The organism is Streptomyces cyaneus (assembly GCF_004028635.1).
In the GTDB taxonomy this organism is placed as follows: Bacteria; Actinomycetota; Actinomycetes; order Streptomycetales; family Streptomycetaceae; genus Streptomyces; species Streptomyces cyaneus.
This window is the reverse complement of sequence record NZ_RQJW01000003.1, coordinates 773,294-789,705: the sequence shown is the minus strand read 5'-3', so window position 1 is coordinate 789,705 and position 16,412 is coordinate 773,294. Positions and strand designations below refer to the sequence as shown.

Sequence of the window (16,412 nt, the reverse complement as noted above, 5' to 3'; positions counted from 1 at the left end):
CAGTCATGGGATTCCTCGCACCGAACACGGCGGACATCGACGTACGGCAGTGGCGCACCCGCCCCTACCACCAGCGCATCAGGCCGCTGGCCCAGCACTGGGCCCTGCACGGCTTCGGCACTCCCGGCGTCGTCCACCTGCTGTACCTGGTGAAGATCACCGCGTACGCGCTCGGCGGCATCGCGGTCGTCTCCGCGACGCCCGGTATCGGCGGCATCGCGGACTTCGGTTCCTGGTGGGCGGAGCCGATCGTCTATCAGAAACTCGTCGTCTGGACGCTGTTGTACGAGATCCTGGGCCTCGGCTGCGGCTCGGGCCCGCTGAGCTCGCACTTCCTGCCGCCGGTCGGCGCCTTCCTGCACTGGCTGCGCCCGGGCACCGTACGGCTGCCTTCGTGGCCGGGCAGGATCCCGTTCACCTCCGGGACGCGGCGTACGGCCGCCGATGTGACGCTGTACGCCGCGGTGTTGGGCGCGGCGGTGTGGCTGCTGTTCACGCCGGGCGACGCCGGCGGTGGTGGCGTGTTGGCGCCGTGGCGCGTCGCCGTCCTCGCGACGCTGCTCGCGCTGCTCGGGCTGCGCGACAAGACCGTCTTCCTGGCCGCCCGCGCGGAGCACTACGGGCTGACGCTGCTGGTCTTCCTCTTCCCGGTGACCGACCAGACCGCCGCGCTGAAACTGGTCATGCTCGCCCTGTGGTGGGGCGCCGCCTCCTCCAAGCTCAACCGCCACTTCCCGTTCGTGGTGGCGGTGATGATCAGCAACAGTCCGCTGCGCCCGGCCTGGTTCAAGCGCCGGCTGTACCGGCACTACCCCGACGATCTCCGGCCGTCCGCTCTCGCCGCCGCGGCCGCGCACGGCGGCACGGTCATCGAGTACGTGGTGCCCCTGGTCCTGGTGCTGTCGCACGGAGGGCCCGTCACTACGATCGCCCTGACCGTGATGGTCGTCTTCCACCTCCACATCATGTCGACCTTCCCGATGGGCGTGCCGCTGGAGTGGAACGTCTTCTTCATCTACTCCGCGCTCGTCCTCTTCGGCCACGACGCCGCGGTCGGCGCCTTCGCCCTGCACTCCCCGCTGCTTGCCGCGGTGCTGGTGCTGAGCCTGGTGGCGGTCCCGGTGCTCGGCCATGTCCGCCCCGACCTGGTGTCGTTCCTGCCCTCGATGCGCTACTACGCCGGCAACTGGGCCACCAGCCTCTGGTGTTTCCGCAAGGGCACCGAGCACCGGCTCAACGAGCACATCGTCAAGGCGTCCGGTCTGCCCGTCGACCAGCTCACCCGCCTGTACGGCGCCGAGGCCGCCGAGCTGGTGCTGCACCAGGGGCTGGCCTGGCGGGCGATGCACAGCCACGGCCGGGCGCTGGTCGGACTGCTGCCGCGGGCCCTGGACGACGTGGAGGCCTACGATGTGCGGGACGGCGAGACGGTGGCGGGAGCGGTCCTCGGCTGGAACTTCGGCGACGGCCATCTGCACGACGAGCAGCTGATCGCCGCCGTACAGCAGCGGTGCGGCTTCGCGCCGGGCGACCTGCGCGTCGTCCTGCTCGAGTCACAGCCGACGCACCGCCAGAGCCAGCACTACCGCATCGTGGACGCGGCGACCGGCCTGATCGAGGAGGGCCATGTGAAGGTAGGGGAGATGGTGACCCGGCAACCCTGGCTCGACGAGACGTCGGCGTTTCCCGTCGAGCCCCTCGTCACACCGCGACCGGCGACCGAGGTGGCGGCCGCGCATGAGTGACGCGATCGTGGTGGGGGCCGGCCCGAACGGGCTGGCCGCCGCCGTAGCCCTGGCCCAGCGAGGCCTGAAGGTGACCGTCCTGGAGGCCGCCGACGAGATCGGCGGCGGCACCCGCAGCAGCGAGCTGACCCTGCCCGGACTGCTGCACGACCACTGCTCCGCGGTCCACCCGCTGGGCGTCGGCTCGCCCTTCCTGCGGACACTCGGCCTGGAGCGGTACGGCGTCGACTGGGCGTGGCCCGAGGTCGATCTGGCCCACCCGCTGGACGGCGGGCGGGCCGGGGTGCTGGTCCGCTCCCTGGAGGCGACCGTGCGCGGGCTCGGCGCGGACGGCCCTGCCTGGCAGCGGCTGTTCGCCCCGCTGGCCGCCGACTTCGACGCGCTCACCGAAGATGTGCTGCGCCCGGTGCCTCATCTGCCCGCCCACCCGGTGGCGCTGGCCCGCTTCGGGCTGCGGGCGCTCCAGCCGGCCACGGCGGTGGCCCGGCGCTGGCGCACCGAGGAAGCCAGGGCGCTGTTCGCGGGAGCGGCGGCGCACCTGATGTATCCGCTGACCGGGCCGGCCAGTTCCGCAGTCGGGCTGATGCTCGTCGGCGCCGCCCACCGCTTCGGCTGGCCGGTCGCCCGCGGCGGGTCACGGACCATCACCGATGCCCTGGCCGCACTCCTCGCCCAGCTCGGCGGGACCATCCAGACGAGCGTGCGGGTCGAGTCCCTGGCCGAACTCGCCCCGGCCCGGATCGTCATGCTCGACACCGCGCCCGGCGCCGCGGCCCGCATCTGCGGCGACCGGCTGCCCGGACGGGTGCGCCAGGCCTACCGCGGGTGGCGGCACGGCCCTGCGGCCTTCAAGGTGGACCTCGCCGTCCAGGACGGCATCCCCTGGACCCATGAGGCATGCCGCCGCGCCGGCACCGTGCACCTGGGCGGCACCCTGGAGGAGGTCGTCCGCACGGAGGCGCAGACCGCCGGCGGGCGGATGCCCGAGCGCCCGTTCGTCCTGGTCGGCCAGCAGTACCTGGCCGACCCCGGCCGCTCCCGCGACGACGTCCACCCCGTCTGGGCGTACGCCCATGTCCCGCATGGTTACTCCGGTGACGCCACCGAGGCCGTGCTGCGCCAGATCGAGCGGTTCGCGCCGGGCTTCAGAGAACGGGTCGTGGGGCTGGCGGTGCGCTCGACCGCCGAACTGGCCCAATACAACACGAACTTCGTCGGCGGTGACATCGTCGCCGGTGCCAACAGCGCACGGCAGGTAGTGCTGCGCCCCCGCCTGGCCGCCGACCCCTACAGCACCGGCATCCCCGGTGTCTACCTGTGCTCGGCGGCCACCCCGCCCGGCGCCGGAGTGCACGGCATGTGCGGTGCGAACGCCGCCCGCTCCGCGCTGCGGTACCTGGCCCGGTGAACGGCCCCGTGCAGCGGCCGGCGGACGGGGCACCCGATCCGGTCGTCCTCGCGGCCCAGGTGGTGCAGGCGCACCGGGACGAGTTCATCGCCAAGCTGGTCGCCACCACCGAGGCGGAGATATCCCAGCTGGAACACGACGAGCCGCTGCACGGACTCCTGGAAGCCAGCATCACCGAGAACATCGTCACCGCCCTGCACGTGATCATCAACCGGATCGATCCGCTGACCGTGGACGCCCCCGCCTCGGCCGTCTCGTACGCCCGCCGGCTCGCCCAGCGCGACGTTCCGCTCTCGGCCCTGCTGCGCGCCTACCGCCTGGGCCATGCGCAGAGCCTGGACCTGGTCCTCGGGGAGGCGGTCCGGCTCGGGCTGCCGGACCCGGCCGGCACCGTCATCGCCCTGGTCCACCTCACCTCCGCCTATCTGGACCGGGTCTGCGACCAGATCGGCCGCGCCTACGAGGAGGAGCGCGAACGCTGGGTGGACACCCGCGGTGTGCTGCGTCAGTACTGGGTGGGTCAGCTTCTGGACAACCCGCGGGTCGATCCGCGGCAGGCCGAGACCGCCCTCGACTACCCGCTGTCCGGCAGCCACCTGGCCATCGAGGTCTGGCGCCACGACACTGATGCAACCACCGACAACGCCGCCGTCTTCGACCGGCTGACCTCCCTGCTGCACACCGTGCTGCGCGCCCAGGGCCGCCCCCTGCTCGTTCACACCGACGAGGCCCACGCACGGATATGGCTGGCCGTCAGACCCGACTGCCGCGTGGACCCCGACACGGTCGCCGCCGAACTCGCCGCCGCCGCGCTCCCGGTGCGGGCCGCTCTCGGCATCGTCCGACCGGGACTCGACGGTTTCCGCCGCAGCACACGCGCCGCCGCCCGCGCCAAGACCCTCGCCCTCTCAGCGGGGCCCGGCGCCCCGCGGGTGGTCGCCTTCGCCCGCGTCGCCCCCGTCGCCCTGCTGGTCGACGAGCCTCGCGAACTGGCCGACTTCGTCTCCGACACCCTCGGCGACCTCGCCGTGGACGACGCCCGCTGCGAACTCATCCGCGAGACGCTGCGCGTCTTCCTCGCCACCAATCGCAGCTACGCCGCCACCGCGGACCAGCTGATGGTCCACCGCAACACCGTCCACTACCGTGTCCAGCGGGCCGTCGACCACCACCACCTCAACCTGGACGCCGACGCTTTCGACCTCCACTTCGCTCTCAACGTGTGCCACTGGCACGGGGCGAAGGTCCTGCGCCGCAAGCGGCGATGACGGGGCGCGGGCGGCAACACTCGCGGCCTGACCGGCCCGCACCTTCGGTCCCTGGTCGCGGGTCCGCTCGACGAACTCGCCGACGGCCGGGTGACCACGCGTCGGGGCGTATGCAGCCGGAGGGGGCGTCGGGCAGAAGCGCCCGGGCGTGTGTCCCGCAGTCGCGCGGCGGGTCCGCCCAGGACTTGCCTGGCGTGCGACGCAGGGCTGTCGGCGACTACTTCGTGCGCAGCATGAGAGCGTGCCGGGTGTTGTCGCCGTAGACGCCGGTCTCGTCCCCGCGAATGCCGTACCGCTCCTGGAACCGGGCCACAGCCTGTTGCACCTCGGTGTCGAAGCGGCCGTCGATGGCACCGCCCGGGTAGGCGTGCGGGATCTGGAGCAGACGTACCTGCAACTCGTACACCCCATGGCCACTGTCGCCGATGCGCAGTACCCCGGTGCCCGGGATCTCGGGGAGAGAGGTGTTGCCAGGCGTAGGCCGGCCCGGTTGCCCGGAAGGCGGGGACGGGACCGCGGGTGCGGGCGTCTCAGGCAGGGGCAGGTCCGGCTGTCCCAGTGAGGCGGGGGGCACTGCCGGTGCGGAATGCCCGTTGCCGAGCAGCGAAGAGGCAACGATCAATCCGCTCACGGCACCCAGTCCGAAGACTCCGGCCACGCGGGTGTGCCGCCGGTCGGTGATGCGCCGATGCCCTCGCCTTCCTTTCTGCTCATGCGTGCGAACGGGTTCGGGTCGCTGTGGCGCCAGGGAGGGCGGGGCGACGAGGCGGTCCGCTGACGAAGCCGAGCCTTGGCGGGCGGCCGAGTGGGGGGTGTCCGCAGGCGGGTGGGTCGTGCGGTGCGCGCCGTCCGGGGAAGTGGCCCAGGGCGGGAAGGCGGCCGGCGGCTCGGGGCGCGTCGGGCCTCCGTCGCTCGTGGCGGGAGGCCTTGCCGCCTCTGGTGGCGGGACTGCCTCCGGTCGCCTACCGCGTGACCACAGCGGCTCGACCGCGGCATCCTGCGGGGCCCGGTGCAGGCGACCGGGGTGCGGCGGGTCCGCGACCGACGGTAAGAGGCCTTGCGGGCCGACCGGAACCAGCTCAGGTCGAGGCCCCACCCCCTGTGTCCGTCGGTACGGGGGCGGCGACGGGGACGGGGTGGGATGAGCGGGGCCGCCGTTCCCGCCTGCTTCGCTTTGGTCATCGAAGGACGGCGGCCGGTTTGGCGGGTTTGCGGTCCGCCTGTACTCCTCCTCCATCGCGTACAGGTCGGCGCGTGCGGCATCCAGCGCGTCCAGGACCGTCTGAAAGGAGTCCTGGACTTCTTGCGCGGGGTCACGCCCCGACGTGCGGGCTCGGAGCGGTTCGGCCTCGTTGAATCCCATCGGCAGTCCTCCTCGACCAACCTCCGAGGATTCCGGGCCCGATCACACCAGCGATCTGTGAACTGGCCTGCGTGGCAGGAGCGTTGGGTCGTTGTCGCGTGTTGGGGGAGCCGTGCCGCCAGGGTGCTCACGGTTTCCTTGTGAAGCGATACGCAGTCCGTATGGCGTTGTCTCAATCCGCCGCCGGCTGACGGCCGCATCTCTGCGCTCGGAGTGGGCTTGGCGATGTGCTGTCAGGGCAGCGGCAAGGCGCTGGACGTCGCCAACGCCTCAACAGCGGACGGCGCCACGCTCATCCAGTGGCCCTACGGCGGCGGGACCAACCAGCAGTGGAGCCTCCTGCCGAGCATTGACGGATCGTTCCGGCTGGTCAACGGCAAGAGCGGCAAGCTCATGCAGAGCCCCAACAGCACCCAGGGCGCCCCCCTGACCCAGTTGCCCGACAACGGCGCCGACAACCAGTGGTGAAGCTGGCCCCCTCGGCCACCAGCGGCTACTACCGGCTCGTCGACGTCCGCACCGGCTGGTGCGCCGACGTCGCCAACGCCTCCGCCGCCGGCGGAGCCAACGTCATCCAGTGGCCCTCCACCGGCGGGTCCAAACAGGACTGCTGCCGTCAGGGGCAATGGAGCGCGCTGCGACGCAGGTCGGCCAGCACCGAGTCAGCACGCCGCCAACCCCGTGCTGGTTCCGTGCTGACTTCGGCGGCCGGGATGGGGAGGGTATGTGTTGGCACACCGTAGGAAGGTGCAGCTCAGGGGCACATGTGGTGGGGCGACATAGTTCGGGGCGCGGCTATGCCTCGCGCCACCATGCTCCCTCGTGGAGGGGCGGCTGCGAGGCTCGGGTAGGGGTGAAATGAGTGCTGTCCGGGAAGCGTAGTTGGGGGTGATTTGGTGGTGGCATGCTGACTCCCGGCGCAGCTCCCATAGACGAGACGTGACGGGCGTCGCGGCACGTTCCGCAGCGGCCGCTCAGAGGTGGCCGTCCAGGAACTTACGTACCTCGGTGATGGTCATAGGCCCCGTGCCGTGCGCCACCGCCTCTCCCTCCTTCAGCAGGACGTAGGACGGGGCTCCGGTGATCCCGTATCGCGCGGTTGCGGCCGGACAACGCGTGATGTCAGCGCGAACGGCCGTCAGGCGGCCCGTGTAGTCGTCGGCGATGCCACCCACGACGAGGTCCATCACCCGGCAGGGCTCGATTGCCTTGGGCCATGTCCCGGTGAAGTATGCGAGGACCGGAACTCCGCTCATCCCGAGGATGAAATTGAACTCCGCGTCCTCACGGGGTCGGTGAACCCGCTTCGTCATGGAAGCTCCTGACCTCACGTTCCGTCATTCCATCCCCATCATCCCTCGCGCGGTGTGCCAGGCCGGCCCGGTCGGTCGTCCGGTTGACCTGTCGGAAGGGAGGCACGGGGCCGTCGCAGAACCACGGTGGTCCCCGGCGCGAGCGGCCCGGCCCCCCGCCCCTGGTGACCCGGCCTGGCCGCCCCGCCGGACACCCAGCTGCAGCCCGCCGCGCGCCCATGGGTCAGCTCGTGCCAGGACAGCGCCCTCCACGACGACATGAAAGCCGATTTCCGGGGTGCAGCGGCCCAGCTCATCGACCAGATGCCCGATGAGCGCGTCGACGAGCGGGCCGGGGCGCATCGTCCACCGGATCCAGTCGAGCTGTATCAGTCGCCGCGCTTCTCAGAGACAGCGCCCCCGACGGGCTTCCCGAGGCCTTGTCCGGTCTTCACATCAACTCCCGGTCTCAGCTGGCCAATACCGCTCTTCCCCGGGCCGCATGAGCCAGCTGATGGCACCGAGAACGAGGCACGATTCCCGGACCGCTCGCGGACGCGGTCGTGGCGGTCGAAGTGCGCGTCAGCCGGCCCGAAGACCGACCGCCAGCGTCAGTTCAAGGACCCGGTGTGGCGATGCGAGATCCGGAAACAGCTCCCGCAGCTGCGACATCCGGTACCGGACGGTCTGGGGATGGACGAACAACGCCGCCGCCACCTCGTCCCGCCTGCCCTGGTGCAGCAGCCACTCCCGCAACGTCTCCTCCAGCCGCCGTGCGGTCGCGACAGGCAAGGTCCGCAACGGTGCGAGGGCTCGGGCACGCAGGTCTGCGAAGGCGTCCGCGTCGGCGCTCAGCACCAGCTCGGGCAGGTGGTCCTCGGTGTCGCGAATATCAGAGGAGAGGGAGCGCGCGTGTACGGCTCGTGCGTACGAGGCGGACGCACGAGTCCATGGCCGGGCCGGGCCGACCACGGCGCTGCGGTCGGTCAGCTGCCGCAAGAGATGTGATCGGTCGGCATCGGGGACGAGCAGCACACCGGTGGCGTCCGGCAGATCGTCCAGGACGAGGGTGCTCGGGTCGAGCGCGCGGTAGGCGGGCCGGGCCTGGGCGGCGGGCAGCAGGACCGCGGTCAGCGAAACCGGTGGCTGCCACCCGGCCCGTTGAGCAGAGGCCAGCAGCACGTCCGGGCTCGCACCGGCGAGGAGGTCGCGGGCCAGGTGCTCCAGGTGACGCTCCTGGTCCCTGCCCCGGGCGGCCAGTTCGTCGGCGTGGCCCGCGGCGCTCGCGGCGGAGAGCTCGTCGATGTAGGCGAAGGTCAGCTCAGCGAACTTGGCGACCTCGGCGGCGGGCAGACCCGCGGGTACGGCACCCGCTGCCAGGCATCGCCAGGCCACGCGGGCGCCGACACGGTAGGCGCTGAGCAGGGCGTCCATCGAACGGCCGTCGCGCACCTCGCCGCGGCCCAGCTCGTAGGCTGCGTCACCGCCGTCGCCGCCCGTGGCGTTCCCGCTCGCGAGGTCCAGGTAGTGCCCCAGGGCGGTGCGGACGGCTCGGCGGATGGTGGCGCCCATGTGGCCCGAGAGGGCGTTGGCGTAGGGAGGGACCTCGTCGATGATCGCCTGGACGACCTCGTCGGCGGTGCTCTTCAGTGCGGCCCGAAGTGCGGTGACCGTCGTCTCATCCAGGGTCAGTTCGCTGGCCCTCAGGATTGCATGGTTCACGTTTCTATTCCCTGCGAACAATTCAGCCGACCAGATTTACGTCCTCCGGTCAGGACTTTACGCCTTGAGGCGCAGCAAGCTGGAGTCATGACGAGTACAGCCCTCCGCGGCAGGGCGTGGAAACTGCTGGAGATGGTCACGACGCCGCTGCTGCCGTCGGACTACCTCGACCTGGTCAGCCCGCTGCGTGCGGGCGCTGACCTGCGTGGGCGCATCGAGGCCGTGCACCCCGAGACGAGTGACGCCGCGACTGTCGTGATCAGGCCGGGACGGGGCTGGCGCGGCCACACAGCCGGTCAGTACGTGCGGATCGGGGTCGACGTCGACGGGGTGCGCCTGTGGCGTGCCTACTCCATCACCTCGCCGACGAACCGCCAGGACGGCCGCGTCACGATCACCGTGAAGGCGATCCCGGACGGCAAGGTCAGCAACCACCTGGTCCGCAGGGCGAAACCGGGCACGCTGATCCAGCTCGACCAGCCGACCGGTGACTTCGTGCTGCCGCAGGCCAAGCCCGCCAAGGTGCTCTACCTGACGGCCGGCAGCGGCATCACGCCCGTGATGGGCATGCTGCGCGACACCGAGTTCGACGACGTCGTCATGGTCCACTGCGCGCCACAGCCGCAAGACGTGATCTTCCGCAACGAACTGCACGACCTGGTCGCGGACAAGAAGCTGCGGCTCACCGAGGTGCACACCGACACAGACGGCATGCTCGACATCGCCCGTCTCGACGAACTCGTGCCCGACTGGGCCGAGCGCGAGACCTGGGCCTGCGGGCCCGCGGGCCTGCTCGACGCCGCCGAAAAGCACTGGAGCGAGCACGGCGTCCCAGAGCGCCTGCACACCGAACGCTTCCGCCCCAGCATCGTCGTCGCCGGCGACGGCGGCGAGGTCACGTTCAGCGCCACCGGCAAGACCGTCGACGCGGACGGCGCCACGCCGTTGCTGGACATCGGCGAGGAGGCCGGCGTGCTCATGCCCTCCGGGTGCCGCATGGGCATCTGCTTCGGCTGCATCACGCCGCTCAAGGCCGGCGCCGTCCGCGACCTGCGCACCGGCGAGATCACCGAGGCCGAGGCGGGCGTCCTCATCCAGACCTGCGTGTCCGCCGCGGCGGGCCCCTGCGACATCGACCGGTAGGAGCACCTTGACCGCCATCGACCCCACCGCCCACCTGACCGCCGAACAGATCGAGGAGCTCGGCCGAGAGCTGGACGCGATCCGCGACGAGGTGATCGCCGGCCGCGGCGAGAAAGACGCCGCCTACATCCGTAAGGTCATCTCGGCGCAGCGCAAGCTCGAGCTGGTCAGCAGGGGCGTGCTGCTGTTCTCGATCTTCCCGCCCGCGTGGCTGCTCGGCACCGCCGGGCTGTCCGTGGCGAAGATCATGGACAACATGGAGATCGGCCACAACATCCTGCACGGCCAGTGGGACTGGATGCGAGACCCGAAGATCCACTCCACCACCTGGGAATGGGATCACGTCTCGCCCGCCGACCAGTGGAAGCACTCGCACAACGAGCTGCACCACACGTACACCAACGTGATCGGCAAGGACAACGACCTCGGCTACGGCATCATGCGCGTCGACGAGGACCAGAAGTGGCACCCCTTCCACCTCGGCCAGCCGCTGTGGAACTTCATCAACGCCTGCTTCTTCGAGTACGGCATCGCAGCGTACGACCTGGAGCTCGGCAAGAACCTGCACAAGCGCCGCCGCAACAACCCGGAGTTCCGCGCGCGCGCCAAGGCCGTAGGCCGCAAGATCCGCAAGCAGGTGCTCAAGGACTACGTGATCCACCCGTTGCTGTCGGGCCCCTCGTTCCTCCCCACGCTCGCCGCCACATTCACCGCGAACCTGGTCCGCAACCTCTGGTCCCACTCGGTGATCATGTGCGGGCACTTCCCCGAAGGCGTGCAGGTCTTCGAGCGCCGGTCGATCAAGGGCGAGACGCGCGGCCAGTGGTACCTGCGCCAGATGATGGGCTCGGCGAACATCAGCGGTAGCAAGGCCATGCACTTCATGACGGGCAACCTGTCGCACCAGATCGAGCACCACCTGTTCCCGGACCTGCCGAGCAACCGGTACGCCGAGGTCGCGGTGAAGGTGCGCGCACTGTTCGAGAAGTACGAGCTGGAGTACGTCACCGGCCCGCTGCCCAAGCAGGTGTTCTCCGCGTGGCACAAGGTCTTCCGGCTCTCGCTGCCGAACAAGAAGCCCAAGGTCAAAACGCCGGACCGCGAGCAGGAGCTCGTCGCGGCCTGATTCCCGGTATTGGTTCAGATCTTTCGGCCGTACCTGCGGCACCGCCGGGTTCGGTGAGATCCGTTGCGGACGGTGGGCGGCCGAGACATCAGACCGTACGACACGGGATCCGGGCAGCCCGGCGTCCGGCTGCGCTGCCTGGACGTGGGCCAGGAGCTCAGCACACAGTCCCCGGCGAGGTGTTGTAGTGCGCTGACCTGCCGTGGTCGGGCCGGTAGTCGGGTGCGTACGCGCACTCGGTTTGCCGACGGGCGGGCTGGGTGGAAGGCGTGGGCTGTGACGATGACACTGCCGGAACCGATGCTCGCCGCCCCTGTGCCCGACCCTGCGCTGCTGCCGGGGTGGGCGGGTGAGCCGAAGTAGGACAGGTGGCAGGCCCTGGTTGCGGCAGTCCTTCCTGCAGCATTCAACGCGTCACAGGGAGGGAGGCCACGGTGCCGCCCTGGCCTAGAGCTTCGCGCAGGGTGGCGTTCTCCGCTTCGAGTTCGGCGTTCCGCAGGCTCAGCGTCTGGATGTGGTTCGCGTAGGCGGCGATGGTGGCGCGTGCCTCCCGCTGGTCTGCGGTCGGCGCGTTCCGGGGAAAGACACAGGTCAGACGCACATGTGGTGGGGCAACATAGTTCTGGTTCTGGCTATGCGTGTGGGCTCCATGCCTCGTCGTGCAGCGGTGGTTCAGAGGTCGGCGGAAGGCAGAATCGCCCGCTGTCTGAGAGGCGTAGTCAGTGATGATTTGACGGAGCAGTGCTGACTCCCGTGCTGACTTGGTGCTGGCTACGCAGCGTTGAACTCCGGCCTTGGGACTGATGGGGCGAGGCTCAGTAGGTCACTGCCCCCTCATGCTGCTCCGTGCTGCTCGGCCACATTGCCTCGCTCTGTTGGGTCGCTTTGCTGCCTTCTTCTCCAAGTGGCGTGTGCTGTGGTCACGGTGCGTTGTAGCCAGGGGCAGTGCGGATGCAGTGGCCCGGCCCACCGGCGGGTTGAGCGCGTCTGGATCGACGAGGCCGAAGACCGTGCTCTCGTCAGAGGTTCGTCTTCTTCGTTGCTTCGTCCCGCGGATGTTGTTTGGTCCCACGGGATCGGGTCGCGCCAGGTTGGGGTGGCTTCGCCGGTGCGGCGGCGAGGCACGATGACGAACCCCATGGCGGCATCGGTGCGTTTGACGATGGTGAGCGCGAGGCGGGGCCTGGTGTGGGCCCAGTCGACGAGTCGGCGTATCCGCCGTCGGCCCACACCAGGGTGACCCTGCGGTGGAGTTCACGCAGTCGCTGCAGCAGCGGTATCCCGGTCCTGGACGCTCGCGGCGGTGACCAGCGGCACCACCGCCAGCAGCAAGCCCGGCCCAGGCAGTCCAACGGCCTGCCCTTGCGGCCCGCCACCTTCCTCCCGCCGTTGGCGTGAGCCTGAAAGCGTACACTGCTGGGCAAATCACAGTATTTGATAATTTGATTCTTGTAATCCTGTCAGAGCGTAGCCGGAACCGTCGGATCTGGTGTCCGATCCGCCCGGAAGGTGCGCAGCGAGTGGCCGTCGGCAGCCTTGGGAGGGCGCGGGCGGATCACATAGGCGCCAGGAGGAAGATTTCTCGATGCCCCGGCCCGATGACCCGCGTACCGCGGCGGCCCGGATGTTCGCCGAGGCCGGTCCGTTCGGCGAGCTTCTGGCTGGGATCGAGTGGGCGGCGACGCCGCTCGGGCCCCCTGAGTCCTGGCCGGGGCCTCTGGTGGACACCCTGCGCCTCATGCTCACCTCTGAGCACGGGATGGCTCTGTACTGGGGCGCCGAATTCGCCACGCTGTACAACCTGGGTTCCACACCCATTGTCGGCGCCAAACACCCCTGGGCGCTCGGCAGGCCCTATAAGGAGATCTTCCCCGAGGTCTGGGCCCACCCCGTGAGCTCCCACTTCCACTACGTGACCGACACCCGCAAGTCTCTGCTGATCCCCGATGAGCCGCTCATCATGGAGCGCCACGGCTTTCCGGAGCAGTGCTACTTCGACTCCTCTTTCCAGCCTGTGCTGCTGGACGACGGCACCGCCGGCGGCGTGCTGCAGATCATCACGGAGACCACCGGCCGGGTACTGGGCGAGCGCCGGCTGCGCCTGCTGAGTGAGACCGGCGCCCGCACCGCCGGGCTGCCCACCCCGGACGAGGTCGCCCGTGTCGTCGCGGAGGTGCTGGGCTCCTATCCCGAGGAGATCCCGTTCCTGGGCCTGTACCTGGCCTCCGAGCCGGGGATGCTGCGGTCGGCGGCCTCCGCCGGGCTCCAGCCGTCGCCCGAGCCCGTCTCGCAGAGTGCGGCCGACGGATCGGAGGTCGCGGCACGGCTGGCGCAGGTGGTAGCCGACGGTGCCCCTGCCACGCTGCCGGCCGCCGCGCTCACCGGCGGCAACACGGCCGGGCAGCACGCTGCGGCCTCCTGGCTCCCAGTCGAGCAGGCGCTGGCTCTGCCGCTGGACTGTGCGGGCCAGGTGGCGGGCGTCCTGGTGGTGGGTGTCAATCCCTGCTTCCCGCCGGCCGGGGCCTACCGGGACTTTCTGGAGGTGCTCGCCGCCGCCGTGGCCGGGGCGCTGACGGCTGCGCTCGCCCACGACGAGCAGCGCCGGCGGGCGGAGGCGCTGGCCGAGCTGGACCGGGCCAAGACCACCTTCTTCGCCAACGTAAGCCATGAGTTGCGCACCCCGCTCACCCTTCTCCTGGGCCCTCTCCAGCAGGCCCTGGCCGACGAGGACCGGCCCGAGCGGCGCGAGCAGCTGGAGCTGGCCGAGCGCGGCGCCCTGCGCCTGCTGAAGCAGGTCAACACCCTCCTGGAGGTCGCCAAAGCCGAGGCCGGGCAGATACGCCCGGCCCTCGAGCCGGTCGACCTCGCCGGTGCCACGGCCGAGCTGGCCGGGGTGTTCCGCTCCGCCTTCGAGGCGGCCGGGCTGACGCTGGAGGTGGACTGTCCGCCGCTGCCCAAGCCGGTGTCCCTGGACCGGGAGATGTGGGAGAAGATAATCCTCAACCTGCTCAGCAACGCCCTGAAGTTCACCTTCACCGGCGGCGCCCGGGTGCAGGTGGCCGCGGCCGGCGACCGCGCCCGGCTGACCGTTACCGACACCGGCACCGGCATCCCCGCGGACGAGCTGCCGCGCCTGTTCGAGCGCTTCCACCGGGTCCGCGGCGCCCGCTCCCGCTCCCACGAGGGCAGCGGCCTCGGTCTGGTGCTGGTGAAGGACCTGGTGGAAGCGCACGGCGGCACCGTAGGTGTGGACAGCCGGCTCGGCCAGGGCACCAACGTCACCGTGGACCTCCCCTTCGCCACCGCCCACCGACCGCGCCCGGCCCCGCCCGCGGCCGGCGACGGAGCCCCCGGGGAAACCCCCAGGGAAGGCGGAGGCGGCCGGCCCGGCGGTGCTGCGGCCTATGTGGACGAGGCGCTGGGCTGGCTGGCGGCTGACCCCGTCCCCGCCGCAGCCACCCCCGCGGCACGCACGCCGCACGCTCCCGCGGCCCACGATGCCCCCCACGGCCCCGGCCCGCACGAAACCGACCACCCACACCGGGCCCGCCTGCTGGTCGTCGACGACAACGCCGACATGCGCGCCTATCTCACCCAGCTCCTGCAGCCCGACTACGACGTGCTGCTCGCCGCCGACGGCCGGGCCGCCCTGGAGATGGCCCTGGCGCAGCCGGTGCAGCTGGTGCTCAGCGACGTGATGATGCCCGGCATGGACGGCTTCGAGCTGGTCCGGGCGCTGCGCGCCGACTCGCGCACCGCCCGCCTGCCCATCGTCCTGCTCACCGCCCGCGCCGGCGAGGAGGAATCCGTGCAGGGCCGGCAGGCCGGCGCCGACGACTACCTCGCCAAACCCTTCTCCGCGCGCCAGCTGCTGGCGCGCGTCCGCACCGCGTTGGAGCTGTCCCGGCTGCGCGAACAGGCCCTGACCGAGACCCGCAACCAACTGGCCGTGCTGGCCTCCCTGGCCGACGCGGGCCTGCGGCTGTCCGCCACCCTCGACCCGGACCAGATACTGCAGACTGCCGGCCAGATCCTGCTGCCCGACTTCGCCGACCAGATCAGCATCCACCTCACCGCAGCAAAACCCGCCCCGGCCCAGTCACCCCCGGCATACATCGCCGGCACCCCCCTTCTTGCCCCCGAGGCCCTGGCCACCGCCGCCACCCACGCGATCAACGGCACCGTCCCGGCCCCAGCCGGCCCGCAGCCGCCGCCCGTCGCCGTGCTGGCCCTGCCGCTGCACACCCACGACCAGACACTGGGGGCCCTGGTGCTGGTCCGGCACACCAGCTACTCCGCGGTCGAACACAAGTATCTGGAGAACCTCGCCCACCGCCTGGCCCTGGCCTACGACAACGCCACCAGGTACCACAACGAGCGCCGCCTCGCCCTGACCCTGCAGCGCGCCCTGCTGCCCCACCGCCTGCCCCAGGTGCCCGGGGTGCGCCTGGCAACCCACTACCGGGCCAGCAACCGCGGCGCCGAGGTCGGCGGCGACTGGTACGACGTGCTCGCGCTGCCCGACGGTGCCGTGGGGCTGGCCATCGGCGATGTCATGGGCCACGACGTGGAAGCCGCCATCGTGATGGGCCAACTCCGCTCCGCCCTGCACAGCCTCGCGATGGAGGGCGCCGACCCGGCCCAGGTGCTGGCCAGGCTGGACGCCTACCTGCAGTCGCTCGCCACCGAACGCTTCGCCACGTGCCTGTACGCGGTCTACGACCCACAACGCCACAGCCTGCGCTACGCCGGCAGCGGGCACCTGCCGCCCCTGCTGGTAGCCACCGACACCGCCTATCTGGAGCTGCCCCCGGCGCTGCCGCTGGGACTGGGCAGCACCCCGGTCGACCGCGAGGTGGCGTTCCCGCCCGGCACCAGCCTGCTGCTGTACACCGACGGCCTGGTGGAAAACCGGTCACTGTCCCTGGACAGCTGCCTGGCGGCCCTGTGCCAGGCCTGCGGCGCGCTGCCCGCCGCCGCCCGCACCGATCCCCAGCAGATCACCGAACGGGCCCTGGAGCTGCTGAACACCCCCCACCGGGTCGACGACGACACCGCCCTGCTCGCCGCCACCGCCGAACCGTAGTGTCGAACCGGCGACCCGCACGCTGACGGAAGAGCCACACGACCGACCGCTACTGCTTTGCTAGCAGAGTCGCGGACCCTGGACGGATCCTGGAGGGCGAGAACCGTGCGCAGGCTGCGTCCGTATTTCCTCGCATGCTGTCGAGTGTGGAGCGGCGGAGCCGCATCGAACCGCGCAGGATTGCGGTTCACCGACTGCCTACTCGTCCTGACCACATGCGACGCGGACGCCGACATCACCGCCGCGATCGAGGCGGGGC

The 16,412-nt window shown here is 70.8% G+C and carries 12 protein-coding genes; 8 read left to right on the top strand and 4 right to left on the bottom strand.

Annotation, left to right across the window (positions count from 1 at the left end; genetic code table 11):
• Positions 1-5 precede the first annotated feature (5 nt).
• Genes EHO50_RS12460 through EHO50_RS12450 form a run of 3 tightly spaced genes read left to right on the top strand, consistent with a single transcriptional unit; the run spans position 6 to position 4,421 of the window.
• Complete coding sequence (locus EHO50_RS12460; RefSeq protein WP_128429951.1) at positions 6-1,745, top strand: DUF3556 domain-containing protein; 1,740 nt, start codon at positions 6-8, stop codon at positions 1,743-1,745.
• Complete coding sequence (locus EHO50_RS12455) at positions 1,738-3,153, top strand: phytoene desaturase family protein (RefSeq protein WP_128429950.1); 1,416 nt, start codon at positions 1,738-1,740, stop codon at positions 3,151-3,153. Before EHO50_RS12460 ends, EHO50_RS12455 begins: the two co-directional genes overlap by 8 nt.
• Complete coding sequence (locus EHO50_RS12450) at positions 3,150-4,421, top strand: RsbRD N-terminal domain-containing protein (protein WP_128429949.1); 1,272 nt, start codon at positions 3,150-3,152, stop codon at positions 4,419-4,421. Before EHO50_RS12455 ends, EHO50_RS12450 begins: the two co-directional genes overlap by 4 nt.
• A 217-nt stretch (positions 4,422-4,638) precedes the next feature.
• Here EHO50_RS12450 and EHO50_RS44965 read toward each other — a convergent pair whose 3' ends face one another.
• Complete coding sequence (locus EHO50_RS44965) at positions 4,639-4,827, bottom strand: peptidoglycan-binding domain-containing protein (protein WP_246101121.1); 189 nt, start codon at positions 4,825-4,827, stop codon at positions 4,639-4,641.
• A gap of 1,182 nt (positions 4,828-6,009) precedes the next feature.
• Here EHO50_RS44965 and EHO50_RS44960 point away from each other — a divergent pair.
• Complete coding sequence (locus EHO50_RS44960) at positions 6,010-6,252, top strand: RICIN domain-containing protein (RefSeq protein ID WP_246101170.1); 243 nt, start codon at positions 6,010-6,012, stop codon at positions 6,250-6,252.
• Positions 6,246-6,527 (top strand): RICIN domain-containing protein, encoded by a 282-nt coding sequence (locus tag EHO50_RS45820; RefSeq protein ID WP_342786918.1) that lies wholly within the window; start codon positions 6,246-6,248, stop codon positions 6,525-6,527. Before EHO50_RS44960 ends, EHO50_RS45820 begins: the two co-directional genes overlap by 7 nt.
• A 231-nt stretch (positions 6,528-6,758) precedes the next feature.
• Here the strand turns inward: EHO50_RS45820 and EHO50_RS12435 are convergent, their stop codons facing one another.
• Both EHO50_RS12435 and EHO50_RS12430 read right to left on the bottom strand, forming a co-directional pair.
• Positions 6,759-7,097 (bottom strand): thioredoxin family protein, encoded by a 339-nt coding sequence (locus EHO50_RS12435; protein WP_128429948.1) that lies wholly within the window; start codon positions 7,095-7,097, stop codon positions 6,759-6,761.
• A gap of 561 nt (positions 7,098-7,658) precedes the next feature.
• Positions 7,659-8,798: a PucR family transcriptional regulator gene (locus EHO50_RS12430; protein WP_128429947.1), complete on the bottom strand. Its 1,140-nt coding sequence runs from the start codon at positions 8,796-8,798 to the stop codon at positions 7,659-7,661.
• An 87-nt stretch (positions 8,799-8,885) separates the two neighbouring features.
• Here EHO50_RS12430 and EHO50_RS12425 point away from each other — a divergent pair, with 87 nt between their 5' ends.
• Both EHO50_RS12425 and EHO50_RS12420 read left to right on the top strand, forming a co-directional pair.
• Positions 8,886-9,941, top strand: a complete 1,056-nt coding sequence (locus EHO50_RS12425; protein WP_128429946.1) for a ferredoxin reductase — start codon at positions 8,886-8,888, stop codon at positions 9,939-9,941.
• Between the two features lie 7 nt (positions 9,942-9,948).
• A complete protein-coding gene (locus tag EHO50_RS12420) occupies positions 9,949-11,067 on the top strand; it encodes a fatty acid desaturase family protein (RefSeq protein WP_128429945.1) in 1,119 nt (372 codons plus the stop codon).
• A gap of 406 nt (positions 11,068-11,473) precedes the next feature.
• Here EHO50_RS12420 and EHO50_RS12415 read toward each other — a convergent pair whose 3' ends face one another.
• Positions 11,474-11,668, bottom strand: a complete 195-nt coding sequence (locus tag EHO50_RS12415) for a hypothetical protein (RefSeq protein WP_128429944.1) — start codon at positions 11,666-11,668, stop codon at positions 11,474-11,476.
• A 984-nt stretch (positions 11,669-12,652) separates the two neighbouring features.
• Here EHO50_RS12415 and EHO50_RS12410 point away from each other — a divergent pair.
• Positions 12,653-16,153 carry a SpoIIE family protein phosphatase gene (locus EHO50_RS12410; RefSeq protein WP_128429943.1) on the top strand — a complete coding sequence of 1,167 codons (3,501 nt, stop codon included), beginning with the start codon at positions 12,653-12,655 and terminating at the stop codon, positions 16,151-16,153.
• Positions 16,154-16,412: the final 259 nt, after the last annotated feature.